The sequence below is a fragment of the Paenibacillus psychroresistens genome (assembly GCF_009728935.1).
GTDB classification, from domain to species: Bacteria; Bacillota; Bacilli; order Paenibacillales; family NBRC-103111; genus Paenibacillus_AC; species Paenibacillus_AC psychroresistens.
Genome location: NZ_CP034235.1, coordinates 7,783,103 through 7,807,825, shown reverse-complemented (window position 1 = coordinate 7,807,825; position 24,723 = coordinate 7,783,103). Strand labels below are relative to the sequence as shown.

Genomic DNA, 24,723 nt, shown 5'->3' with positions numbered 1-24,723 from the left:
TACGAGCATGGAGAAACGGTATGTATTGGACAACGGGCTGAAGCTGTCTTTTCGGATTGTCGTTAACCGATATGAGGATGAGGAGCAATTTCAACAGCTGATTGCATTTCTGTTAGAGCATAGAGACTGTATAGATGAGCTGGCAATTTTTACGGAATATTGGCATTATGGTTATTACCCGCTGGATAAATTTGGTGCTATATGCTCCATCATCGATAATCGTACTGAACGGCTGCGGGCGCTTGGTTTCAAAAACGTTGGCAGCAATATGCTGGCGACCTTGGGCCACTTTCCTGAGGCTTGGGATTGGCTGCCCGCATTGCCGTATCAAGGCGCTATGGCCCCTGATGGGAGTGTCTCAACCAGCAGTTTTTGTCCCAATTCGGCAGAATTCCGCGCTTATATTGCCCAAAAATATATCCTTACTGCACAGGCTAAGCCAGAGTTTATCTGGGTAGATGATGACATTCGAATGTTTGCTCTTGGAGTGGAATATGCTTGCTTCTGTCCGGAATGCTTGCAGATTTATAATCAAAATCATAATTACGAATTCACCAGAGAGCAGCTTGTAAGCGAGCTGAATGCGAGCGGTGGCGGCCTTTATCGGGAGCGCTGGATTCAGCAGAATATCGAAACCATTGAACGATTGCTTGTGCATATAGCGGAAGCTGTTCATAGTGTGGATGAAACAATCGAGCTTGGTCTTATGACAGTAAGCTTAGGCATATCCACTTATTCCGGTGTTGACTTCGCAAGATGGTTTAAGGCGCTAAAGGCTGTAAAAGCCCGGCCTGGCGGTGGTTTTTTTGAAGACAGCAAGCCGTTTGGTTTTGTGCGCAAAATTCATGAGATTAACCGCCAAATCTCGTTATACCCTGATTCTGTGCGAGATATCCATTATGAGCTTGAGAATTTCCCGTTCCAGAGATTGGCTAAATCCATCCACATTACAATTTTGGAATGTACAGCGGCTATTATGGCCGGGGCGAATGGGATAGCCTTCGATGCACTTAAAGGCGAGCGAGGCTCACTTAAGGAATATGATGAATTAATGCGTGGTATTCAAGCGAGCAAGAAGTTATGGAGCGAGATCGAACGAATTGCCGGGAAATACAAGACGGCTGGCTTGTTTCCAGCGCTGTCCCCTTTGTATGAAGCGAGACGAAATGTGGAGAATGGCAATTGGTTTGAAACTGTCACTGTAGACAATGCGGCGACGGCTTACGTGCTTAGCGAAATAGGTATTCCACTGAGTATGGATGTGAATTCAACATGCGGGACTATTCTGGCAGGTACTATGGCAGAAGGCTACACAACCGCTGAGCTGAAGGAAATGCTTAGTCGGGGAGTATTAATGGACGGGAGGACATTGCAATATTTAACCAAGCTAGGCCTAGGTGAATACTGTGGAGTAGCTATTGAAAGAACCTACGATAACGGAGTTTTTGAATCTCTAACGGATGATCCCTTAAATACGGGCAATCAAGGCGAGGAGAGAGACGCGCGCAACTCCATGTATAAAGGCTTGGGTTATATCTTAAAGCCGCTAAATGATGAAGTCAGAATTCTGAGCAAACTTATTAGCTTTACAAGAGATGAGCTGGGACCCACTTCTACCGTTTATGAGAATACTTTAGGCGGTCGGGTTGCTGTTCAAGGCTATGTGCCATGGGTGAGTATTCACTCCGCAGTAAAAAGAACACAGCTCCTGCAAATCTGTGATTGGCTTACCTATGGACGACTTCCGATTGTAATTGACCGCAGCCTAAGGGTGGTTCCTTTTCTCAAGCATGCAGAGGACCAAAGCCGTTGGTTAGTTATGCTGCTGAACACTTCCTTTGACGATACGGGCATTTTTGAAGCGAAATTGAGATATCCGGCAAGTCATGGTCCAGTATTTGAATTGATGGCTGATGGAAGCAGTGTCTTGCTGCCAGAAAGTGCATATAAGAAATCGGATGATGAGATTATACTTTCGATAGATACTATTGCTGGCTGGAAAAGCAGAATCTTCTATCAAAGCTAGCGAGCGAAAAAGCGTCAACCAACTGCAAATCTGCAGATGATTGACGCTTTAGTTTTAAGCATCCAATAAGCCTAGCTGTCCGGCAAATTCGGCTAATTGACCGGATCGTTGTTTACGCAGCTGGAGCCATTCTACATAAGGAAATTCAGTGCGGAAAAGCTTGGCAGCCTTAGATAATTCGTTATAAATGGTCTGTTCATTATAGAAAAGGGCTTCCGCCATTTCCTTAGTGCTCTGTCCATCTGCAAGGCGCTTTAATATATCAAGCTGAAGTGGGGTCAAACGATCCTTCAGACCAACACGGAAGGATTGAAGCATGCGCTTTAACAGCTTGCTGGAAACAGAGTGATGAACGCTTGCGGTACCTTTACCAACCTCGCGGATGGCTTGCGGAACGTCCATATAATGTTGTTTGACGATAAAGTTAGTTGCTTTCCCGAAACCAAAAGCATGCCAAATCATGTCTTCATCCTCAATATTGGAGATAATAATGATCGGCAATTCAGGGCGTGCTGCTTTCACTTCGATAGCGGCTTCAAGGCCATTAAAACCGTAGAGATCGCTAGTCGCAAGCTCCAAAACAATTACATCAATCGCAAGTGAGCGAATAGCGCTGACAAGCTGATGGCGGTAGCCTACAATGCCAACAACTTCGAAATCAGGCTCCTTCCCGATCAAATCTGCAATAGAGTCACGAAACAAGGGATCTCCGTCGCACACTAAAATCTTAATTCGATTCATATATTTTCCTTCTGTCTACTAATTTATTTGTTTAACTAAGCCTTATATTGTTGATTAATAAACTTCCCATCCGAACGGTCGTTAGGTATAATGAAATCACCTATTTAGATAGGGATATTATACCATAGTAGTGTGCAAATATGAAAAATTTTCTAGAAAGGATGTCATTGAAGATGAACGATAAGCTAGAGGATGATGATATTGAGTTTGAATTTGATATGGATGACGATGATACGGATGTAGATTTTGAGTTCGAACCCGAGAAGCCAGCACCACCGCCGCATTTATTCGCAAAATTTGGTGGACCAGAAGCTATCCAAATTGTAGTTGAGAAATTTTATAATTTGGTCTTGGAGGATGAACAGCTTAGGCCTTATTTTCAAGATATTGATATGAATCGCTTAGCGAAGCATCAAGTGGATTTTGTTTCTTTTGCATTAGGCGGTCCAACTTTTTATTCCGGTCAGAGCTTAAGTGAATCTCATAAGGGTTTGAATATCAAGCCGGAGCACTATGATTTAACGCTTAACCATTTGGCAGCTTCCTTACTCTATGCAGGTGTGTCCGCAGAGGATACGGAAAGCGTGATGGTCATGTTTAGACCACTCCGTGCGTCCATAGCTCCAACTCTAGAATAGTCTTTAAAACCTCTAATAATACTCGTATAGTGTAGGCGTTCTGCTTCCCTGCTGACCGCCTAACGTCTGTAATCCCTCTATTTTATGTGCCACATCCCCAATTATCCGCTTAATTCTAACTCTGAAACGCAATATACTCAATTTTCGAGTATATCTCAACCGGACCCCCTCGGTTAATATAAAGCTATCACCTGAAGGGGGAATCAACTATGGAAAAATTGCACAATAAATTTGGCGGCCAAATCGTCATTGCTAAATTGGTTAAATACTTTTATCAGCAGGTACTTACAGACAATACGATTAAACATTTTTTTACTAGCCCAGATAAAGAGCAACAAAGAAAGCATCAAGTGAAATTTATCAGTCTTATTCTCAGCAGTTCCAATACGGCCTCTGCTGCAACGATGGCTAAAGAAAATCCGGAATTGAATCTACAGCCTGTTCATTATCAGACGATTGCCAAGCATTTATCTAATGCACTAATCTATTTTGGGGTACATGAGACACACATAGGGCAAATTGTCGGTACGATCGCTCCATCAAGCAACCAGGGATCCATTAAAAAATGGGTAAATAATAGCTATGCACATTTATTATAGGAGTCGCAGGAATTTTTGGGTTTTTGGAATAGGTTTCATAGGGATTGTAACAAGGTTATGGATGCTGAGCTTCACCCTAATAGGAAAATTACTATCCAAAATATATAGAAGTTTTTTGCCTAATCATTATCTAATCGATAAGAATGAGATCTGGTTTCGCTCGTTATATGAGAATAACTCGGATGGCATTATCTCTATTGATTGCAATGGCCGAATCATTGGGGTCAATCCTGCAATCTTAAGAATCACAGAAACCAAGCAAACGGATTATATCCATAGACACCTATCTAAGCTTAAGTTGAATCTCAAAGAAATGGAAAGTGAGAAATTAATAGATGCCTTTTATAGATCCTTCCATGAAGCGCCTCAAAGCTTTGAAGAGACCTTCCTCCGATCCAATGGAACTTCTATAGAATTAAGATTTGTAAATGTTCCTGTTGAACGTAATGGGAAACGGATTGGAAACCATATTATCGTTAAAGATATTTCAGAGGAAAAACACTCGCAGGAGCATATCCGCCATCAAGCCTTCCATGATGAATTAACAGGGCTTCCTAATCGGCGTCTATTTAATTTAGTGCTTTCTCAAATCATAGAGACCAGTTATCTTAACGGATCTGGATTCGCTGTTATGGCGATTGATCTGGATCGTTTCAAGCTGATCAACGATTCACTAGGACATGCCTATGGCGATGTGTTTTTGAAAATGGTGAGCGAACGAATTAGCAAAAGTGTAGAAGGATATGCCGTAACGATCGCGAGGATGGGGGGAGATGAGTTCACTCTGATCTGTGATGGTGACAGCTTGCAGGAATATTCGCTTATGGCTGAACGGATTATGAACGAAATTCAGCAGCCTTATCTTTTGAAGGATAGTGAGTTTCATATGTCATCTAGTATCGGAATTGCGATTTACCCGGAACACGGTCTGGATGCAGAGCAATTGCAGAAGAATGCAGATATCGCTATGTATGCAGTGAAAAAAAAGAGTAAAAACAACTACCACTTTTATTCCACAGGAATGGACAAAAAGGAGCTGGAGAAGTTTGTACTTGAAGGCGATTTAAGAAATGCGATTGACCGTGGAGAATTACAAATCTATTTATCAGCCCCAAATCCAGACCAAGGATCATAAGATGATTGGGGTTGAAGCCCTTCTTAGGTGGAATCATCCTACAAAAGGTTTCTTGCCGCCGAGCGCGTTTATTCCGCTTGCTGAGGAATCTGGGATTATTTATGAGCTTGACGATTGGGTGCTGCGCGAAGCTTGCCGACAGATGAAAGAATGGCAGGATGCAGGCGGGCCACTTATTCCAGTAGCGGTTAATTTATCAGCCAACCAGTTCCATCAGCTAAACCTTGTCGATAAAATCAAGCAAATTCTTGAAATGACTGGCTTAGAGGCCCAATATCTCGTTCTGGAAATAACCGAAAGTATGATGATGGATATCGAAGGGTCATCTGAAAATTTAATAAAACTATCCGATTTAGGCATCAAAATCAGTCTGGATGACTTTGGTACAGGCTATAGCTCACTCAGCTACTTAAGGCAGCTTCGCATCCATAAATTAAAAATCGATAAATCATTTATAACAGGAATTGCACAAACTGAAAGCAATAGACAGATTGTTTCAACTATTATAGCAATGGCCTATCATCTTAAAATGGATGTAATTGCAGAAGGAGTTGAAACGAGAGAGCAGCTTGAAATCCTCACAGAAATGAAATGTATGGAAATTCAAGGCTATTACTTCAGTGCTGCACTGTCCGCTATCAATGTGGAAGAGGACTTTTTTATGCCTATGCGGGTTGGGTGCTAAATCTAAACTCCAATATCTAAAATTCCTGTGCACCTTGGGAGGTAATCTATCGAAAAAAGGAATTTTCAGTAGAACTGTGGAATATGTCTAGAGAACTATGGAAGTTGGCGGAAAAATGGAGTACTAATATACAAACCGCAGTGGAGGTGTTTTAGAGTGGCTGAGTCTAAACAAAAGAAATCATCTATAAATGCGAATGGTACTGAAATATCTGTACTATCAAAAGGAAATGAAGATGACTTTATCTCCTTGACGGATATTGCTAAGTTTAAAAACCCGGAATTTCCGGCCGATTTAGTAAAGAATTGGATGCGTAGCCGAAGCACGATTGAATTTCTGGGATTGTGGGAACAGATGTACAACTCAAACTTTAAACTGGTCGAATTCGACCAGTTTAAAAATGAGGCTGGTGCGAATAGCTTTGTACTCTCCCCTCAAAAATGGATTACCCATACCCAGGCAATCGGGCTGGTCTCCAAGTCTGGTAGATATGGAGGCACATTCGCCCATAAAGATATTGCTTTTGAATTTGCGTCGTGGGTATCCGCTGAGTTCAAGCTGTATATCATTAAAGATTATCAACGATTAAAAGCAGAAGAGAATAACAGTCATGCGTTAAATTGGAATGTTAATCGAATACTCTCTAAGATCAACTACAAAATACATACAGATGCAATCAAGTTAACCCTTATCCCAGAGAATGTCTCAAAAGCACATCAAGGCATTACTTACGCTACGGAAGCAGACTTACTTAATGTCGCGTTGTTTGGCAAGACAGCCAAAGAGTGGCGGAAAGAGAATCCTAACTTAGAGGGAAACCATAGAGATTATGCAACTTTGCACCAATTAATAGTATTATCCAATATAGAGAGCTTAAACGCAGAATATATTAAAGAAGGTTTGTCCCAACAAGAACGCTTAATTAAATTAAACCGAATTGCAATTGGTCAATTACACTCACTATTGGATAATTTAAGTGTTAAGAAATTAGAATCTCTTAATTAAACAAATAAATGAGCTAAAAATCGAAAATGCCTTGCTCGCAAAAAAGAACCCTCAGTCAGTCAGGGTTCTTTTTTTGTCAGTAATTACTTATCAGCCTCTTCAGAAAAACTTCTCCAGCTGGTCCTGGATTTCGTTGTTCGTACCTCCAACAACCGTTTGAAACTGTGGTTTATTGAACAGGGCTTGAATTTGCTGTGGAAATACCTGTTCAATGCTGCGCAATTGTATGGATTCATCGAATTTGGCAGGGTGAGCGGTTGATAAAGCAACGGTTACTTCATTGTCTGCAGTTATTTTATCAGCTGCAGCAACTCCACAAGCTGTATGCGGATCGAGCAAATAATTATATTTATCATAATAGGTTCGGATGGTATCTAAAGACTCTTCATTCTCTACGCTATACCCAACAAAGTCAGCTTGTACGAGCTGGAGCTTGTCAGCAGGGATAACAACTCGCCCTGTATCTTTGAACTGCTGCATAATCGTTGAAACAGCTTGCCCATCCTCTCCGTAGAGGTAGAACAAATAGCGCTCAAAATTACTGGCAACTTGGATATCCATAGATGGGCTGTAGGTACCGCGGAAGGCTCCGGGTTCATATACACCTTCACGTACAAATCGCTCAAGAATATTATTCTCGTTAGTTGCAAGAATGAGCTTATGGATCGGCAGCCCCATTTTACGAGCAAGATAACCAGCAAAAATATCGCCAAAATTCCCAGTAGGAACGCTGAAATTAAGCTTATCCGTTTTGTTTTCTTTGGAAAGCTGCAAGTAAGCGTAGAAATAATACACGGTTTGGGCCAAAATGCGAGCGATGTTGATCGAGTTGATAGCGCGCAAATGATAACGGTGCTTGAAGTCCACATCGGCGAAAAGCTCTTTAATGATACGTTGGCAGTCATCAAAAGTACCTTCAACAGCTAAATTCAAAACATTGGCATCATCGACTGTTGTCATTTGCAGCTCTTGCACCTTGCTTACCTTCTGATGGGGGTGAAGAATGCAAATCCGAATGCCCTCTTTGCCGCGTACACCTTCAATTGCTGAAGCTCCTGTATCGCCGGAGGTTGCTCCGAGAATGTGAATGATCGAATCGGTTTTACGTGAGATGTAGCCATACAGGTTGCCCAAGAATTGCAAAGCAACGTCTTTAAAAGCAAAAGTCGGGCCATGGAACAGCTCAAGTACATATAACTCATCGTTGAGCTTGTGTAGTGGAGTTACAGCTGGATCACGAAAAGTTGAATAACTATTATCGACTAATTCCTTTAAATCGTTACGTGGGATCTCATCCTGGATGAAGAGTGAAAAAACTTCCAGAGCAAGCTCTGAGTAGGATAGCTGCTGCCACTTGCCAAGTGTTTCCGTTGTCACTTGTGGAATATGCTTGGGTATAATGAGGCCCCCATCATCAGCCAATCCCATTAAAACGGCATCCATGAAGCCGATTTCTTTAACTTTTCCGCGCGTGCTTACATAATCCATTATGATTCCCCTTAGACAAATAAGTTTGTACCTAGTTTATCAAAATCAACACGGCAGAACAAATAATTTGCTAAAGAATTTTGTATATCTCTTATTAATATTTCAATAATGCGCAATCAACTTAGAAGGAAGGATCGAAACCGCTAATCTAGCGGGAATAAAATGAGTGTTATCCCAGGTTAAAAGGTTTTCGACATACCCAAGTGTGTCCGCATTAACGGTTCCAATGATTCGCTGCAAGGCTAGTAAATCATAGTTCATTGTTTTCAAATCTGTAGCAATCGGATAAAGCGCTCCTAGAGCAAGCACCCCACCTGTGGTCGGTGTTTTTAACGTTCCATTCTCATTGTAATATTGGGCTAAATAATCATGTCCTTTATTACTAATGTCCAATATAAAAAGTACATCAAGCTGAGGGCTTCTTATACTAACTCGATAGTAGTCTTCAAAATGCACATCGAATTGAAAGTAACTATTATAGCTGTCCACATCGAAGAGTCTACGTAAAACGTTATTTTTAAACGAATAAACATAAGCACTGATATATCCGCCGCTTCCGCCTGAATCGATAGTTACTAGAATATCGGCTATTTTATCTTTATTGAAATCGCCAAGGAACAGCCTGCCGTTATAGCCAGCATTATTCGGGAGGTTAACGGTTGTTTGAGTATGGGAATGGCCATTCTGAATGATAAGAGTTATGTGATCAGTGAATCCTCCAGAGGAGTCATCTGCTTTGTTGCCGTATAAATAGACATGATCGATTATTCCATCTCCATTTACATCCGCTTGCTTCATATCCAACAAAATCAGGTTATTATGTGGCCGATTCATTACAAAGACCTCCGTATACGATTGGATTAGTTTTTTCATCGTATGCGGAAGCCTATTTGATAGTGCAGCTAAGCTTATTTGTTATTTTTGAATCAGGTCCTCAATGGAAGCAAGGTTCATATACTTTGGAACGACTAGACCAAGCTTGGTTCCAATCATGTTGGGTCCCAAGTCATCGAATTTACCTTTAAACTTCTCATAATAGTCTTTATGCGTAGTTGGCAGCCAGCCTGCAACCATAGCGTCAGCATCACCGCTGGCAATTCCAGCCCACATCGGCCCAGCCTCGACCTGAAGCATGTCCACTTGGTAGCCAAGCTTACTTTCTAGTACGCATTTAACCACGTTGGAGCTGGAAATTTCAGAATCCCAAGCTACATAAGCCAGCTTTAGTTTTTTGCCGCTCGCTTTTGGAATACCTTTGATCCATGCATTTACTTTATCAGGGTTAGCCTCCACCCACTGTGAAGCTGCTTCCTCTGGCTTCTGTCCTTCTTGAATTTTTACCATCACCTGTTCCATGTCGGCAGGCTTCCACTCGAAATTATCGAGGAATTGGTATGCCGAAGGCTGATCAGCTTGCAAATCAAGACGTACAATCGTGTGAATCTCCTCATCTCCGCCGAATACGTTTTTTGGATCCGCCAAATATTTAAGCTCGTACTTGGAAAACATCCAATGTGGTGTCCAGCCGGTCACGATGATAGGCTTGCCTTCCTTATAGGCCTTGTCCAAGGCGATAGTCATTGCCGTACTTGAACCTTCAATTAGCTTCCAAGAGGTTAGATCATAGCTTTGAAGCGCGGTTTCCGCAGCTTTCATTAAACCAGAACCGGGATCAATGCCTATAATGCTATAATCGACCTGCTCACCAACAAAATCACCTGTTGAGCTAGGAGATTTCTTCTGTATCCCTACAACGAATGCTACTACACAGAAAGCGATTATGGCTGTGATCACCAGTGGTTTTTTTAATGCGAAAGATTTGTTCACTTTTCTTTTCTTTCCAATGACGTTTTGTGTCAGGCGGTCCAACAAGATAGCCAAAACTACAACAGCAAGTCCAGCCTCAAACCCCTGTCCCGTCTTTAGCTGAGTCACTGCCCGATATACATCTGCTCCAACACCTTGAGCTCCGATCATGGAGGCAATAACCACCATAGACAAGCTCAGCATGATGGTCTGATTGATGCCAGCTAATATAGTCGGCAGAGCTAATGGAAACTGTACTTTGAAGAGCTTCTGATAGGGGGTTGAACCAAATGCATCCGCAGCCTCGATTAAATCAGCAGGTACCTGCTGAATACCGAGATTTGTTAAACGAATAGTCGGCGGGATTGAGAAGATAACCGAGGCGATAACACCTGGAACCACGCCAAGCCCGAAAAAAGTAACCGCTGGAATAAGGTAAACAAATGCCGGCATCGTCTGCATGAAATCTAACAGCGGGGTCAGCGTACTACGGATAGAGTGATTTCTGGCACACCAGATTCCGAGGGGAAGTCCGAGAACAATTGAAACTAAGGCAGAGGTTAAAACCAATGCTAATGTGTCCATAGTGGGTTCCCAATAGCCTAGATTTAGGATAAGCAGCAGTCCGAGCGCAGCAAATAGCGCAAGCCGCCATCTACCGAAGTAATAGGCAAGAAGCGTTAGGAAGATGATAACTATAAGAGCGGGAAAAGCATGAAACAGCAAAGTGAATCCGCCTACAAGCCCGCTAATGATGGATGAGATGAAATCAAAGAGAAAGGCAAAGTGGATATTTAACCAGCTGATGATGGATTCAACCCAGCGATCCAAAGGGATTTTGATGAACATTAGGGGTTCACCTGCTTGTCACTGGTCTCATGGGTGCCTGCGATAGCAGCTAGGACAGCACCACGAACTATAATACCTAGTAATCGGCCATTTCCATCAACCACACTTACCGGAATTTTTGCGCTGCTGATAAGTTCAAAGCATTCATTCAAATGGATGTCAGGGGGAACTATAGGGACGTCCCGAATGACAATATCCTCAATTGTTTTACCATCCCGAACAGCAGTAACGGCATCCTCGGCAGTAATGGCGCCAATAAGCCGTTTTGCTCTGTCCACTACATACAGATTGGAAATCCCATTATCCTGCATTAGCTGCAGGGCCACTCTAGGTCCTCGTTCGAGGGTGATTGTTTCAGGTCTGCGCATTACATAGGCAGCCGTTAACACTTTGGATAGATCGACATCCTCTACGAATCTTTCCACATACTTGTTCGCTGGATTCTTTAATATCTCTTCCGGTGTTCCAATCTGGACAATAGAGCCGTCTCGCATGAGTGCGATCCTATCACCGATTCGCAAGGCTTCATCTAAATCATGGGTGATAAAAATAATAGTTTTTTTCATTTTATCCTGGAGCTCCAGCAATTCATCCTGCATATCCTTACGAATTAAAGGATCCAATGCGCTGAACGCTTCATCCATGAGCAGTACTTCTGGATCGTTCGCTAAAGCGCGTGCCAGCCCAACCCGTTGCTGCATGCCCCCGCTTAGTTGATCGGGAGTGCTATCCTCTAGGCCTTTTAGGCCGACAAGTTCTAAAGATTCCAGAGCTTTCTGCCGATTGGCTATCTTGGAGCCACCTTGAATCTCCAACCCAAATTCCACATTCTCAATGATTGTTTTATGTGGAAACAAGGCGAATTTCTGGAAGACCATACTGATTTTGCTGCGCCTAACTTGACGAAGCTGTTCATGGTTCATCGATACAATGTTTTCCCCATCAATGAGAATCGTTCCAGCGGTGGGTTCAATAAGACGATTTAATAGACGTACCAGAGTAGATTTACCGCTTCCCGACAATCCCATAATCACGAAAATTTCTCCAGCCTGTATGGTTAAATTGACCTTATTGACACCAATAGTATGCTTTGTTTCTTCGTATATTTTCTTTTTGGACCATCCTTTATCAAGCAGTAATAGCGCCTTTTTGGGATCTTGTCCGAAAACCTTAGTCAGATTATTGACTTCAACAATATGCATAGTTACCTCCTGTTGTTTAGTTGAAACCAGCCTCTCTTTAACTCGACAATTTCCTCTCCGATCGTAAAAGCCATCTAATAAGTATAGACATAAATGCTAAAGCTGAAACATGAGGTCCTAAACCGCTCGTGCATGAAATGAGTCGGGTTGTCCATAATATAACAGGACGTAAGTCCAATTCGTGTTTAGAAGGAGAAGGTATATTTGAAAATAGTATTGTTGAAGCTAACCTTTTTGGCTATGTTCCTCATTGTCAGTGTGACCCCATTAAAAGCTGAAGCCCAAGATAACGTTCAAGCTGCCAAGCACAAGCAGTGTATGACCCAATCGATGGTTCAGCTTAAAGCAAGCATGAGAAAGCTTTGGTTTGACCATGTTTTATGGACGCGAAACTACATAGTTAGCGCCGTTGCAGGCTTGGATGATCAAGCAAAAGTGCTGGCAAGGCTTTTGAAGAATCAACAGGATATTGGCGATGCGATAAAGCCTTATTATGGAGAGGCAGCGGGCAACAAACTAGCTGAGCTGTTGAAAGAGCACATTCTACTTGCTGGGAAAATAGTAGACGCAGCTAAAACTGGAAATCAAGCGGATGTGGAAAAATACAATAAAGATTGGTATAGAAACGCGGATGATTTGGCGAAGTTCCTCAGCAGCGCTAACCCGTATTGGTCGGAAAAGGTTCTGAAAGAGCTGTTGTATATGCATCTACAGTTAGTTACCGATGCTGCGACTGCAAGGATCAAAAAGGATTGGGATGCAGATATCGAAGCTTTTGATAAAGGCGAAGCCCATATAACGGTGCTGGCGGATACTCTTACCAAAGGCATTATTCAGCAATTCCCAGATCGCTTTAAATGAAATAAAAAGGGAAAAGAGACCCAATCACATGAGATAGGGTCTCTTTCCTAATTGGAGTGTATGACATCGTAACCGGTTATCCGCTTATTCAGACGAATGATTGATATCACACTTGTTCAGGATGAACGAAATTTGATTCTCAAGCCGACTAATCATTTCTTGGGACTGCTGGTTTTCAATAGGGCGTCCACGATGCATAGCAAGCTCCTGCTTAAGTTTATGGAGATCACCGCCTGCATCGGCACAGTCATAATTACTCTCGAGATTATCCATCATAAAAGTCCTCCATTCGTTAATGGGTACTAGCTTATTATGGAGAGTTTCGTTTATCTTATTCAATTAGCAGGTTTTAACTTCATTCTTGTAGTCATATATTACCTTTCGGCTAATAGAGTGGTAATGGAGCTTGCCCCTTGTTTTAATAAATATTTTTTGGGATAATAAAAAGACTGTAGGCTTCGGGTGTGTAATTTTGAAGATAACGGATTTTCTAAGTTTGAAAAGAGGGTAAAGCATGAATAAGGACTCCATATATGGATTAACGCTTGAAAGATTAACAGAGTGGCTTGAGGGACATGGACATAAGAAATTCCGCGCAGCCCAGGTCTGGGATTGGCTTTACCGGAAGCGGGTAACGGAATTCTCAGAGATGATCGATGTAAATCCAGAGTGTCTGAAGTTATTGGCTGAGCATTATGTCATTCAAACCTCAGATGAGCATTTGAAGCAGGAATCTGCGGATGGAACGATTAAGTTTCTATTTAAGCTTAAGGATGGCAATCTGATTGAAACGGTATTGATGCGCCATAAATATGGATTGTCGGTTTGTGTCACGACCCAAGTCGGCTGCAACATTGGCTGCAGCTTTTGTGCGAGCGGTTTATTGCCTAAAAGCCGTGATTTATCCGCTGGTGAAATTGTCGAACAAATTATGAAGGTCCAGCAGCATCTCGATCTAGCAAAGCTTAATGAAAATGTAAGCCATATTGTTGTTATGGGGATTGGCGAGCCGTTTGATAATTTCAAGAATTTGGTCGACTTCCTGCAGATTGTTAAAGATCAAAAAGGGCTTGCTCTAGGTGCAAGACATATCACCGTATCCACCAGCGGCCTTGCCGATAAAATAATTGAATTTGCTGATTTGGATTTACAGGTGAATTTAGCGATTTCTTTACATGCACCCAATAACGAGCTGCGAACGCGGATTATGAAAATAAACAGAGCCATCCCATTAGAGAAATTAATGGCATCCATCGATTACTATTTAGCTAAAACAAATCGGCGGGTTACGTTGGAATATATTCTTATCAAAGACATGAACGATCAGCGGGAGCATGCATTGGGGCTTACCGCACTAATTGGCGATCGGCGGGAACTAGCTAAGGTTAATTTAATACCTTATAACCCTGTGGATGAACATAGCCAGTATAAAAGAAGTGAGCATGAATCCGTGATGGCGTTCTATGATACTTTGAAAAAGCAAAATATCAATTGTACGATACGCCTTGAGCATGGGACAGATATTGATGCAGCATGTGGGCAGCTAAGAAGTAAGCAAATAAAAGCTACGGTTGGTTAATAGGGGATAAATAAAGAAGCTACTAGAGAGTTATCTCTGGAAGCTTTTTTTGTGTTCGAATTAGTTGAGACGCTATTTCTTCACTATAAAAGTGACTGTAGTCCCTTGATCGAGCGTGCTCTGGATTTGTAACCCATTGCCGTAAAGCTGCTTCAAGCGACGATCGGTATTAACTAGACCGATTCCTGATCTTCGCCCGGCTTTTTTGTCCAATAGCTGCTTATGCGCAGTAATATCCATTCCAATCCCGTCATCTGCCACTGTCACCTCCGCATAATCACCATAATCGATAATCTGAATATGAATGGTTCCGCCTTCAGTGCGCTTCATTATGCCATGCCGGATGGCATTCTCGACAAGCGGCTGGATGGAAAGCGGTGGGATAGAAAGCACAAGGCTCTCATCGATATTCCAGGTCACCTGCAGCCGCTCTTCAAAGCGTTCTTTTTCAATAAAGAGATAGGAACGAACTAAATCCAGCTCATCCTTAAGTGGAATCACGCGTTCGGAATTACGGAAGTCGAAGCTCCCTTGTAAATAATTGCCGAATTCAACAAGCAGGGTGCGCATGCGATCTGTGTCGAATTCACTTAACGCTGCGATGGCATTCAAAGTGTTGAATAGGAAATGAGGCTGGATTTGCGCTTGCAGCCACGCGCCTTCCATACGCAAACGATCGTGGATCGATTTTTTGATTTCGGTCAGTGCTCTTACGCGTGACTGCAGCTCCATCGTATCGACAGGCTTCGTGACGTAATCATTAGCTCCAGCAAGAAATCCTGCATCAATATCCTGAGGCCGATTACGTGCGGTTAGCAGCAGAATGGGCAGCTCTGAGACAGAAAAACGCTCACGTATCGATCGTGAAAGTTCGTAACCAGACATTTGAGGCATCATAACATCCGAAATAATTAAATCCCACTCCCTAGTATCCAAAAGAGCTATGGCTTCTGTTCCACTTGTAGCCGTAACGATATCATAACGCTCCTCAGTGAGCACACTTACCAGAATACTCAAGTTAATAGGATCATCATCTACCACTAAGATTTTTGGTCTATCAGCAGCAAGTGCGGTTTTTGGTTCAAGGGTTATGCTTGAGCTAGCTGCGGCAGCTTCTAAATGGACTAAGGAAAGCAACTCCGTGTGATTAGGCTCAACCTCTTGAAGGGGAGCCATGGAAAGCGGCAAGCTCAGAGTGAAGGATGAACCTTGATCGAGCGTGGAGCTAACGGTTAGTGTGCCGTGATGCAGCTCTACAAGCTGCTTGCAAATATTCAAGCCCAGACCAAGTCCCACTACACTTTCGGTTTGATCCACTTCACCTTGTTCGTAAGGTTGAAATATTCTTCGCAGTGTTTCCAGATTCATCCCAATTCCCGTATCCGTGATTTGAATATGGGCTTTACCATCTATAATCTGAGCGTCAATGGTAATAGAGCCTTCTTTAGTAAATTTTACTGCATTATGCAGCAGATTAAACAGGATCTGGATAAGGCGATTCTCATCTGCAATAACAGGCGGAAAAGTATCGGGAATGTTATTAATTAACAGGATAGGTTTACCTTCCGTCATAAATCGCAGCATATCCAAGGCGCCAGCAGCAACGGTTTGCACTTGTAGATTCTTCAGCTGAAGCCGAACACGACTTTCTTTCAGCATCGTTAAATCCAGCAGGTCATTCAGCAGGAACGACATTCGTTTCCCGACAGAGATAAGCAGCATCATATGTTCTCTATTCTTGCCTTCGTCATATCTACTTTCACTATTTAGCACAGTCTGGGCAATGTTTAGCATTCCGTGCAAGGGATTTCGCAGCTCATGAGAGGTATTAAGCAGAAAGTCATCTTTAAGCTTGTCTGCTTTTTGAAGCTGGTCGGTGAGTATGGCTCTTTGAGTAGATGTACGGAAATAGCCTTTGAACCAGAAGGCGGCAAATGCGACAAAGCAAGCGATAATATCGATAGGGTAGAAGCCTAGCTCGATTATGCCTAAATTCTTAATAATGCCCCAAACCATATTCGTTGTAATAGCAGTTGAGCCGAGCAATAAATAAATGGCATCCTCATTGCCTCGTCTTGCTGAACGGAATAGCAGGGTTGGAAGCACGAAGAAAGGGACTACGATGACTAAGGTATGAAGGGCATCTGTGAGCATTATAGTTTTGACCGGTAGAAACAGTGCGAATAGGAAATAAATGCCGCAGAAGTAGGTGTACCAGCGAAAACCTCTGAACGATGCATATTCGGGTAAAAGCCCCTTGGCATATTGAGTCAAAAATGTAGCAAGCCCAAGATAACCCAGGTAGTATAGCTTTAAGGTCCATTCATAGTTTAATGTGGACCAAGCCGGCAACAAGCGATCATCATCGATCAGGATCGTGATAATGGCACAAAGAATGAGCATCGCAAAAGAGAGCAGCACCTTCTGGCGGGCTCCAACCCAATATAAAATTAAGATATAGATCACATGCATCAGAAGGAGCAGACAAACCGCAAGCTGTGTACCAACTGAGAAACCGACAGCTCTATCGATAGCAAGATCTGTGCCGAATTTTACTGGTAGAAATAGCCCGCCAGTTAAACGGTCCGCATAATTGGCAGTAACAATGATGATCTCAATCTCACTCTGATCGGTAGCAAACGAGACTGTATAAGGCACATTGCCTGCTATGTATTGCTCCTCGCTTGCTGCAGGTTTGCCGGAATGAGCTAATAAACGGCCATTGACATATAGCTCGGAGGAGGAAGCAATAGGAGGTATGCGAATACTAAACAATTGATCTTTATCTGGTTGGATCAGCAGCCGTAAACGATAGCTGCCATAACCGAAGGTTGGGTTTTTATCGTTAGCTATTGTGCTGTTCCAAGTTCCAGGCACGTTAATAAACACTTTATCATCGGGGATGGTGTGCTTGTCTTTGTCACTCTGCAGCAGCAATATACTAGGGTAAAACTCCCACTGGCCATCCAATGAAAGAACGTGGGTATCTTTGAATTCCCAATTCCTTAAATCCACTTCACCCTTTACGGCCTGAACATGATCGGGTGTATTCTGAAGTAGGATCCAGATAATTCGGATTACCGTTAGGATTAGGAAAAAGCAGCCAATAGTCAGAAAAATTCTTTTTTTAGTCATCATACAGCATTATTTTCGACAAAAACTCCCATATTCCTTTATTTAAAGATTAAGCTGATTTTCAGCTTCATGTGGTATGTTTGAAGCAATAGGCTGTTAAGGGGTGTGATGAGCTTGATCAGGGAAAGATCCATTAAGTGGCTTATGAGTATATCGGCTATATCCTGTTTAGTTTGGTTGGGAGGATTAACGTGGTCATTCCAGAATTATTTCAGCAGCTCATCATCACCGCTGGTGCCAGCTACAGTGCCCGCGCTGGTGGAAACAACACCTGATCCAGTGGGAGCAGATGATCATTTTCACTTGCTTGCGCTAGGGGATTCATTGACCAAAGGAACGGGAGATCCAAGCGGCAAGGGTTATGTAGGTTACTTGCTAGAAGATTTACAGGGGAAATTGAAGCAAGAAGTAGTTGTGAGCAATTACGGTGTAAATGGTCAAACCACTAGCCAGCTTGCAGATGAGCTCAATCAAAGTAAATTGCAGAGTGAAATAAAGACAGCGGATGTGATTGTGATAAGTATAGGTGCGAATGATTTATTCCAAAGTGGCGAAACACTGGGGAATTTGGACTCCACCTATATTCAACCTATAGAAGATAAGTATACGCAGCAGCTGGATGCCATTCTCAAGCAGCTTCGTGGGGAAAACGCCAAGGCTAACATTTACTTAATTGGATTGTACAATCCATTTAGCGCTTTAGAAAATGCAGAGAGAACCAATGAAATTATCCGAGACTGGAACTATAAAATGGCAGATACGGCTGCGAGCTTTCCGTTGACCGTTTTGGTGCCGACAGCAGATATATTCCAATTGAAGGTTCAGGATTATCTAGCCAGAGATTTATTCCATCCGAATGCGGCCGGCTATCTATTAATGGGTGATCGGGTAGCTTCACTGATCGACGAGCAGGGGGTGACTGAATGAGTCAGATTACATTATCAGTCAAAGGCTTGCGCAAAATAATCGGAAAACGTGAGATTATTCAGGGGCTTGATTTTGAGCTGACGCGCGGCGAGGTATTTGGTTTTCTTGGGCCAAATGGTGCGGGGAAAACAACGACGATTCGAATGCTTGTTGGATTGATTAAACCAACGGCTGGCTCTATACACATCTGCGGATATGACCTGCAGAAACAGTTTCCTGAGGCTATGAGCCAGATGGGGTGTATTGTGGAAAACCCTGAGTTATACACTTATTTAAGCGGCTGGCGCAACCTGCAATATTTTGCACGGATGATGGATGGGATTGATGAGGCGCGGATGACGGAAGTAGTCCGGCTTGTCGGGCTGGGTGCAAGAATACACGATAAAGTGAAGACTTATTCTTTGGGGATGCGTCAACGGCTAGGTATTGCCCAAGCTTTGCTGGGACGGCCTAAGGTGCTTATTCTCGATGAGCCGACGAATGGGCTGGATCCCTCGGGTATTCGTGAGATGAGAGAGTTCATCCGCTATCTTGCGGAGCAGGAGGGTTTAAGTGTGCTGGTCTCCAGCCATCTTTTGAGTGAGATTCAGCTAATGTGTGATCGAGTGGCGATTATTTCCAAGGGACGGATTGTTCGTGTAGATACCGTGGTTAATCTTTTGGCTGATCAAGAGCGGGTGAATTGGCGGTTATCCCCTCAAGCTCAAGGGGTAGAAGTGCTGCGAACGCTAACGGATTCAGTAGAGGTGGTTGGAAATGTTGTGAAGACCCCTTATATGGAACAAGAGGTTGGGCGATGGAATCAGGTGTTGGTCGAAGCGGGAGTAACGGTAATGGAGCTAAGCCGCAAGCTTCCCTCTCTAGAGGATCTGTTCATTGAGCTGACGGGAGGGGAAAGCATTGATTAATTTGGTCTATAACGAAATGGTCAAAATTACCGGGAAGCGCAGGCTGCTCGTGATTACGTTAATTATTGGGATTCTTATCTCTTTGTTCACCTATGCACAGCTTCGCCAAGCTCAAGAGAATCTCAAGCGATTTGGTAATACCGATTGGCGGATAGCTTTGGAGCAGCGGATTTCTGGCTGGGAAAATCGTTTGTCGAGTGGTCGGACACCAGAGGATGGGCGAGAGGATCTCAAGGCACGTATAGATCAGCAGCAATACTATCTAGACCATGACGTTAATCCGGCTGAGCCAGGGGCGCCAACCTTTGTTCGAGGCTTCGTAAAAAGCGGAATTAGCCTGTTGCTGCCTTTAATGATGATGATCATCGCGGCAGACCTGGTATCCTCCGAGTATAGTGCTGGAACGATTAAGGTCTTGTTGACTCGCAAAGCTCGCAGGTGGCGGATTCTACTCAGTAAATACTTGGCGCTGATGCTCTGTGTCTCGTTTATTATTACTTTGTTCGGCTCACTGTCGGCCTTGATCTCAGGGCTGATCTTCGGCTTTCAAGGGTGGACTGCCCCCGTTATTATTGGGTTTTCTTTAAGCGATGGTTTGTTGGATGCAACTGGTGTACATTTACTGCCGCAATGGCAATATATTATCATGGAGCTTGGTCTAGCTTGGTTCGTCTCACTCGTAGTAGCAACAATCACCTTCATGTTATCGGTGCTGTTTCGCAGCACAGCAGCGGTGATGGGAACCATGTTGGCTTGCCTCATTGCAGGAACTATTCTGAGTACGATGATAGCTTCTTGGGAATCTGCCAAGTATCTCTTTATGGTGAATCTCCAGCTAATCGATTATTTTGAAGATGTGGCACCACCGATACCAGGGATGTCACTGGGCTTTTCAATGCTGGTACTCTTGGTCTGGGGTGCATTGGCGCTGACAGTGGCATTCGTATCCTTTACCAGGCGGGATGTTTACTAGATTGAGCTCCGATATCAGCTCAATTTCCGCTTTGAAATAGAAGCTGCCCCATAAATCAGCCCAATAATCAGGATAATAGTCACACCTATCGGCAGCCAAAGCTGATTTTGCGAGCTTCCTTTTGTAACCAGATCTCCTGCAGCTTTCGATAGGTGGCCTGGACTCCATTTCATATAACGTGTTAATAGTTGGCTAGATAACGAAAAGCCGGCTACTGTTAGCAAGGAAAGAAAGGCGATTCCACCTGTCGATTTCAGCATGCTGCTATAAAGCAGAGTGACTGATAGGACGAATAAGAGCCAAAGACTGTAAATAAGCAAGCTCGGCCAAACCTGAGCAAAATCTACATCGCCAATAAGCTGCCCCGTATAATACCACGCTGCTAGATATCCGAGAACAAAAGATAGGATCGTCAATGAAAACATCCCCGCCCATTTGGTGGTTACATAAGAAAGATGAGCTACGGGCTTAACTAGTACCATAATAGCCGAGCCATTCTGCCGTTCACTAGCCAATGTTCCCATAAAAGAAAGCACGAGGACAAGTATGCCTAGCGTGTTGAATTGGGATAATGTTTTGATCATTGTATCAGCAGCTGTAGGTATAGGAATCGTCAGGAGAACCTCCTTAGCAATACCATTGGCTTCGAGAATTTGAGGCATATAAAAATTCAGTACAGGATTCATCATACCTAACAGAATAAAAACAAGCGGAACCCACAGCCATTTGTGATTTCTCCACATTTCCAGATTTTCCTTTTTAAATAAAACGAGCCATTGTGTCATCACCGAGCCACCACCTTCATGAATAAATCCTCCAGCGTGGATTGAGCAACCTCAAATTTCATAATTGAAATGCCCCTATCGACAATCTCTTTTAGAAGGTCAACCTTCGCCAACTCCAAATCATTTACGGTAATTTTAGCTGCGTTATGTTGGGTTTCGAAATCAATTACATAGGGTTTGTTAGCTAAAGAATGCAGCCAAATCTGATCATTACTGGAAAGTGCAATGGATATGATAGGCTGCTGATTCTCTAGCATGATCTTACCCAACTCACCATTTAGTACAATTTGGCCGTCACGAATAATCAGTACGTCGTCGCAGATGGCCTCGGCATCATGAAGCACATGGGTGGAGAATAGGATAGTGGTTTCCTGCTTCAATTCTTGCATAAGCTCTAAGACCTCGCTTCTACCGATGGGATCGAGTGAGGAAACCGGTTCATCCAACAAGAGCAGCTTAGGGCGATGAATGATGGCTTGTGCCAGTCCAAGCCGCTGCTTCATCCCACCAGAGTAGCCGCCAATCCGGCGTTTGGCCGCATCCTTCAGCCCAACTCTATCGAGAATGTTGCTCGCTCTCAAGGCTGCTTCCTTCTGTGATAAATGAGCCAGCTTTCCCGTGAACTCAAGGAACTCCTTGCCGCTCATCCAATTATAGAAAGCAGGATATTGCGGCAAATAGCCAATCGATTGCCGTATATCGAGTTCATCCGTACCTTCAAAACCAATAGTTCCAGACGAGGGAGCCAGCAATCCAGAGAGCATTTGCAAAGTGGTAGTTTTGCCAGCCCCATTGGGTCCTAATAGCGCAACACAACGTCCCTCTAAGACATTAAAAGTTAGCATGTTAACAGCTATTTTAGCACCATAGTGCTTAGTCAACTGATTAACCCGAAGTAAAGGCACTATGAATTTCTCCTTCCAAAAATGAAATATGCGATGGTACCAAGCAAATTGCCTAAAACAATAATTGTCACCCACATTAGCTTAGGTCCATTGGTTTTCTCAGTTTTAGCCAAATCAACAAGTGCAATAGCCATCAGAATCAACTCAATAAGGATTACAGGTAGAATCACATTCCAGCTAATCGACATATAACATGCCTCCTTTTTGATTATTTATATAAGCTTAGTCCTAGAGTAAGTAAAATTATGCCAACTAAAGCTACTATTTAAAGTACAGTCGATAGGGTTGATTTTGTCAATACTTTTGTCAATACCTAAACCTTGAAGGTATGCTGAGCCGTATTAGGGTTACCCTAACACGGAGGAGGTGATTAGTATGTCAGGAAGAAACAACAAACCAGATAATGACGGGCCAGCAAGCAGTCCGTCACAATTAGATCAGTTCGGTGATAAGCTGGCCTCACACAATGAAGAGGAATTCAATGACGCGCTGGAGCAAGTATGCGAGGCTGAGGCTTCTAATGGCGCCGATCACAAGAAGTAAATGCTAAGATCATAATATAATAAATGGAGGGCTAGGTATTTATCCTCAGCCCTCTTAATTACTCACCCACATTTCAAGGCAATTGTAGTGTATAATTAGTTGCAAGATATAATGCAGGGGAATAAAATTTAATGTAGAATAGTAATAAGCTAGGGTTCATTACCAAATTTAATAGAGGGCTTATTTTTATATAGATTATATTCATTTTTACGCACATTTATAGTAATTGGATTTTCGCATAAGGAGTATTAAAGGCATTCATGGAGGAGATTTAGTCATGCGGAATCTGTATAAAAACGATTATTTGTACCTGCAATCTGAACGGGAAAAAGTCTTTGTTGAGGTTTTTAAGCTTGGTTTTCAGCTCAAGGATTTTGATCAAATATTGAAGGAAGTTCCACAGGTTGCGTTGACCCAGTTCGCTAATTTAAAAAAAGCTTTGTCGATGATACATAATGAAGCAATTGAGATAGGGATTATTAAGCCACGGGTTGAATTGGTGATATCTAAAGATTTATTAGAGTTAAAAGCAAGGATAAATATGTCGAAGGAAGAACTAGAGGAAGCTCGAGCGGAAATCACTACAGAAATTATGGATTTTATTGAGAAGACAGGAGTGAAGGTAGGCATTCTTCATGAGGTGATTAGCTCGGGGTTAGTCGCTGGTGATGAGGTTGTAGTTGCTAAAGGCACTGCACCTGTAAACGGACAAGATGCAAAAGTCACTTATTATACTTTATCGGAGCGCAAACCTGTCATTCAACAGGACGGAACGGCTGATTACTATGAAATGAATTTTTTAGATGAAGTTAAGCAGGGAGAATGGCTCGGTCAGAAAATACTACTGGAGGCAGGTATTCCTGGAGTATCGGTAACGGGAGAAGTGATTCCAGCAAGTTCGGGCAAAGATAAGCAGTTGTACTATGATAGGGATACCATATCGGCTGTAAATGAAGGGGATAAAATTGTACTGCATGCGCGTATTAAGGGTGCGTTTGCTAAAGTAAATGGCAATATCATGGTGCAAGAAGTCATGATTATTGAAGGTGATGTCGGCAGTAAAACAGGCAATATTGATTACGATGGCAGCGTTATAATTAAAGGGACGATTAATGATGGCTTTAGCGTACATGCGACTAAAGATATCTCAGTGATCGGTAATATGGGACTTGGAGCCATCGACAGCATCATTTCACGTACAGGGGATATCTATATTAAAGGCGGTATTTTTGGTAAGGAGAAGGCGCTTATTCAAGCTGCTAATAATGTCTATATGAAGCATGCCAATGAGTGTACCATTCAAGCTGGTGGGGACATCCATATTGGTTTATATGCTATCGGCTGCAAGCTGACAGCTAATAATATATTTCTAGATGTAAATCGCGGCCGAATTATTGGTGGCAAAATACAAGCCAAAGCTCAGGTGGTTACAGCTTTCATCGGTAATGAAGCCGAAAGATCAACAAGTATTAATATTGAAGGCTTTGACCGTGCCATTCTCAAAAAAGAGCTGGACGAGCTCATGGATAAACATCAAAAACTGACACTGATCATGGATAAATTAAAGCGCGAGCTGGATGCATTTGAAGAAACCTTTGAGAAAATTGTTGAAGAAAGAACAGTTGCAGATGAAGCGGAAAGCGAAGCCATGCGCAGTAAATATGAGCAGATTCGCCGGATGATTTTTACTATTGATGAACGTAAGAATGCCTTGATAACTGTCCTGAAAACAAAGGGTGAAGGTGAAGTCACGATCATGCGTAAGGCATTCCCCAAAACCTCACTCTTGATTAAAGATTTCCAGAAAGAGATTGAGAAGAGCACAACAGGTGTGTTTTTTGTTAAGGATAAAAACTTATTTTTTGAGTGATAAGCGTCGTGACTTATTCAATAGCAAGCAGCATAGTAATTTTGTTTAAAGCAGGCAATCCTT

23 protein-coding genes are annotated in these 24,723 nt (G+C 42.8%); 13 read left to right on the top strand and 10 right to left on the bottom strand.

Annotation, left to right across the window (positions count from 1 at the left end):
* Window positions 1-7 precede the first annotated feature (7 nt).
* Entirely contained in the window at window positions 8-2,026 is a 2,019-nt protein-coding gene (locus EHS13_RS35035; protein WP_155704845.1) for a hypothetical protein, read from the top strand.
* A gap of 54 nt (window positions 2,027-2,080) precedes the next feature.
* Here EHS13_RS35035 and EHS13_RS35030 read toward each other — a convergent pair whose 3' ends face one another.
* Window positions 2,081-2,767, bottom strand: a complete 687-nt coding sequence (locus EHS13_RS35030) for a response regulator transcription factor (protein ID WP_155704844.1) — start codon at window positions 2,765-2,767, stop codon at window positions 2,081-2,083.
* Between the two features lie 173 nt (window positions 2,768-2,940).
* Between EHS13_RS35030 and EHS13_RS35025 the strand changes: the two genes are divergently transcribed.
* From EHS13_RS35025 to EHS13_RS35005, 5 genes are all read left to right on the top strand, one after another.
* On the top strand, window positions 2,941-3,405 hold the full coding sequence (locus EHS13_RS35025) for a group I truncated hemoglobin (protein ID WP_227013707.1): 465 nt from the start codon (window positions 2,941-2,943) through the stop codon (window positions 3,403-3,405).
* Window positions 3,406-3,614: 209 nt separating this feature from the next.
* On the top strand, window positions 3,615-4,004 hold the full coding sequence (locus EHS13_RS35020; RefSeq protein WP_155704843.1) for a group I truncated hemoglobin: 390 nt from the start codon (window positions 3,615-3,617) through the stop codon (window positions 4,002-4,004).
* Between the two features lie 115 nt (window positions 4,005-4,119).
* Entirely contained in the window at window positions 4,120-5,139 is a 1,020-nt protein-coding gene (locus tag EHS13_RS35015; RefSeq protein WP_162463405.1) for a sensor domain-containing diguanylate cyclase, read from the top strand.
* Complete coding sequence (locus tag EHS13_RS35010) at window positions 5,075-5,824, top strand: putative bifunctional diguanylate cyclase/phosphodiesterase (RefSeq protein ID WP_155704841.1); 750 nt, start codon at window positions 5,075-5,077, stop codon at window positions 5,822-5,824. Before EHS13_RS35015 ends, EHS13_RS35010 begins: the two co-directional genes overlap by 65 nt.
* Before the next feature lie 156 nt (window positions 5,825-5,980).
* On the top strand, window positions 5,981-6,829 hold the full coding sequence (locus EHS13_RS35005; RefSeq protein WP_155704840.1) for a KilA-N domain-containing protein: 849 nt from the start codon (window positions 5,981-5,983) through the stop codon (window positions 6,827-6,829).
* A 99-nt stretch (window positions 6,830-6,928) separates the two neighbouring features.
* On the opposite strand, the gene thrC is transcribed toward EHS13_RS35005, so the two are convergent.
* From thrC to EHS13_RS34985, 4 genes are all read right to left on the bottom strand, one after another.
* Window positions 6,929-8,317 (bottom strand): threonine synthase, encoded by a 1,389-nt coding sequence (thrC, locus tag EHS13_RS35000; protein ID WP_155704839.1) that lies wholly within the window; start codon window positions 8,315-8,317, stop codon window positions 6,929-6,931.
* A 102-nt stretch (window positions 8,318-8,419) separates the two neighbouring features.
* Window positions 8,420-9,151, bottom strand: a complete 732-nt coding sequence (locus EHS13_RS34995; RefSeq protein WP_155704838.1) for a YybI family spore inner coat protein — start codon at window positions 9,149-9,151, stop codon at window positions 8,420-8,422.
* Window positions 9,152-9,232: 81 nt separating this feature from the next.
* Window positions 9,233-10,972, bottom strand: coding sequence for a glycine betaine ABC transporter substrate-binding protein (locus EHS13_RS34990; protein WP_155704837.1), 1,740 nt, complete (start codon window positions 10,970-10,972; stop codon window positions 9,233-9,235).
* Window positions 10,972-12,174, bottom strand: coding sequence for a quaternary amine ABC transporter ATP-binding protein (locus EHS13_RS34985; protein ID WP_155704836.1), 1,203 nt, complete (start codon window positions 12,172-12,174; stop codon window positions 10,972-10,974). Before EHS13_RS34985 ends, EHS13_RS34990 begins: the two co-directional genes overlap by 1 nt.
* Window positions 12,175-12,378: 204 nt before the next feature.
* Here EHS13_RS34985 and EHS13_RS34980 point away from each other — a divergent pair, with 204 nt between their 5' ends.
* Window positions 12,379-13,035, top strand: a complete 657-nt coding sequence (locus EHS13_RS34980) for a glycosyltransferase (protein ID WP_405083538.1) — start codon at window positions 12,379-12,381, stop codon at window positions 13,033-13,035.
* 84 nt (window positions 13,036-13,119) lie between these two features.
* Here the strand turns inward: EHS13_RS34980 and EHS13_RS34975 are convergent, their stop codons facing one another.
* Entirely contained in the window at window positions 13,120-13,311 is a 192-nt protein-coding gene (locus EHS13_RS34975; protein ID WP_155704835.1) for a DUF2524 domain-containing protein, read from the bottom strand.
* 238 nt (window positions 13,312-13,549) lie between these two features.
* On the opposite strand from EHS13_RS34975, the gene rlmN reads away from it, so the two are divergent.
* Window positions 13,550-14,614, top strand: a complete 1,065-nt coding sequence (gene rlmN / locus EHS13_RS34970; RefSeq protein ID WP_155704834.1) for a dual-specificity RNA methyltransferase RlmN — start codon at window positions 13,550-13,552, stop codon at window positions 14,612-14,614.
* Between the two features lie 72 nt (window positions 14,615-14,686).
* On the opposite strand, the gene EHS13_RS34965 is transcribed toward rlmN, so the two are convergent.
* A complete protein-coding gene (locus tag EHS13_RS34965; protein WP_227013705.1) occupies window positions 14,687-17,752 on the bottom strand; it encodes an ATP-binding protein in 3,066 nt (1,021 codons plus the stop codon).
* Between the two features lie 141 nt (window positions 17,753-17,893).
* On the opposite strand from EHS13_RS34965, the gene EHS13_RS34960 reads away from it, so the two are divergent.
* From EHS13_RS34960 to EHS13_RS34950, 3 genes are read left to right on the top strand one after another with little or no spacing between them, the layout of a single operon-like run.
* Window positions 17,894-18,676, top strand: a complete 783-nt coding sequence (locus tag EHS13_RS34960; protein WP_227013704.1) for a GDSL-type esterase/lipase family protein — start codon at window positions 17,894-17,896, stop codon at window positions 18,674-18,676.
* The gene (locus EHS13_RS34955) at window positions 18,673-19,584 is read left to right on the top strand and encodes an ABC transporter ATP-binding protein (protein ID WP_155704833.1); all 912 of its coding nucleotides are present in this window, start codon (window positions 18,673-18,675) and stop codon (window positions 19,582-19,584) included. The genes EHS13_RS34960 and EHS13_RS34955 overlap by 4 nt, the downstream gene beginning before the upstream one ends.
* Window positions 19,577-20,557 (top strand): ABC transporter permease, encoded by a 981-nt coding sequence (locus EHS13_RS34950; RefSeq protein ID WP_155704832.1) that lies wholly within the window; start codon window positions 19,577-19,579, stop codon window positions 20,555-20,557. Before EHS13_RS34955 ends, EHS13_RS34950 begins: the two co-directional genes overlap by 8 nt.
* 14 nt (window positions 20,558-20,571) lie before the next feature.
* On the opposite strand, the gene EHS13_RS34945 is transcribed toward EHS13_RS34950, so the two are convergent.
* From EHS13_RS34945 to EHS13_RS34935, 3 genes are read right to left on the bottom strand one after another with little or no spacing between them, the layout of a single operon-like run.
* The gene (locus tag EHS13_RS34945) at window positions 20,572-21,342 is read right to left on the bottom strand and encodes an ABC transporter permease (RefSeq protein WP_155704831.1); all 771 of its coding nucleotides are present in this window, start codon (window positions 21,340-21,342) and stop codon (window positions 20,572-20,574) included.
* Complete coding sequence (locus tag EHS13_RS34940) at window positions 21,342-22,247, bottom strand: ABC transporter ATP-binding protein (protein ID WP_193571466.1); 906 nt, start codon at window positions 22,245-22,247, stop codon at window positions 21,342-21,344. The genes EHS13_RS34945 and EHS13_RS34940 overlap by 1 nt, the downstream gene beginning before the upstream one ends.
* On the bottom strand, window positions 22,247-22,435 hold the full coding sequence (locus tag EHS13_RS34935) for a PLD nuclease N-terminal domain-containing protein (protein ID WP_155704830.1): 189 nt from the start codon (window positions 22,433-22,435) through the stop codon (window positions 22,247-22,249). Before EHS13_RS34935 ends, EHS13_RS34940 begins: the two co-directional genes overlap by 1 nt.
* A 187-nt stretch (window positions 22,436-22,622) precedes the next feature.
* Here EHS13_RS34935 and EHS13_RS36495 point away from each other — a divergent pair, with 187 nt between their 5' ends.
* Together EHS13_RS36495 and EHS13_RS34930 are read left to right on the top strand one after the other, a co-directional pair.
* Window positions 22,623-22,790 (top strand): hypothetical protein, encoded by a 168-nt coding sequence (locus EHS13_RS36495; RefSeq protein ID WP_193571465.1) that lies wholly within the window; start codon window positions 22,623-22,625, stop codon window positions 22,788-22,790.
* 277 nt (window positions 22,791-23,067) lie between these two features.
* Window positions 23,068-24,660 (top strand): flagellar assembly protein A, encoded by a 1,593-nt coding sequence (locus EHS13_RS34930; RefSeq protein ID WP_155704829.1) that lies wholly within the window; start codon window positions 23,068-23,070, stop codon window positions 24,658-24,660.
* Window positions 24,661-24,723: the final 63 nt, after the last annotated feature.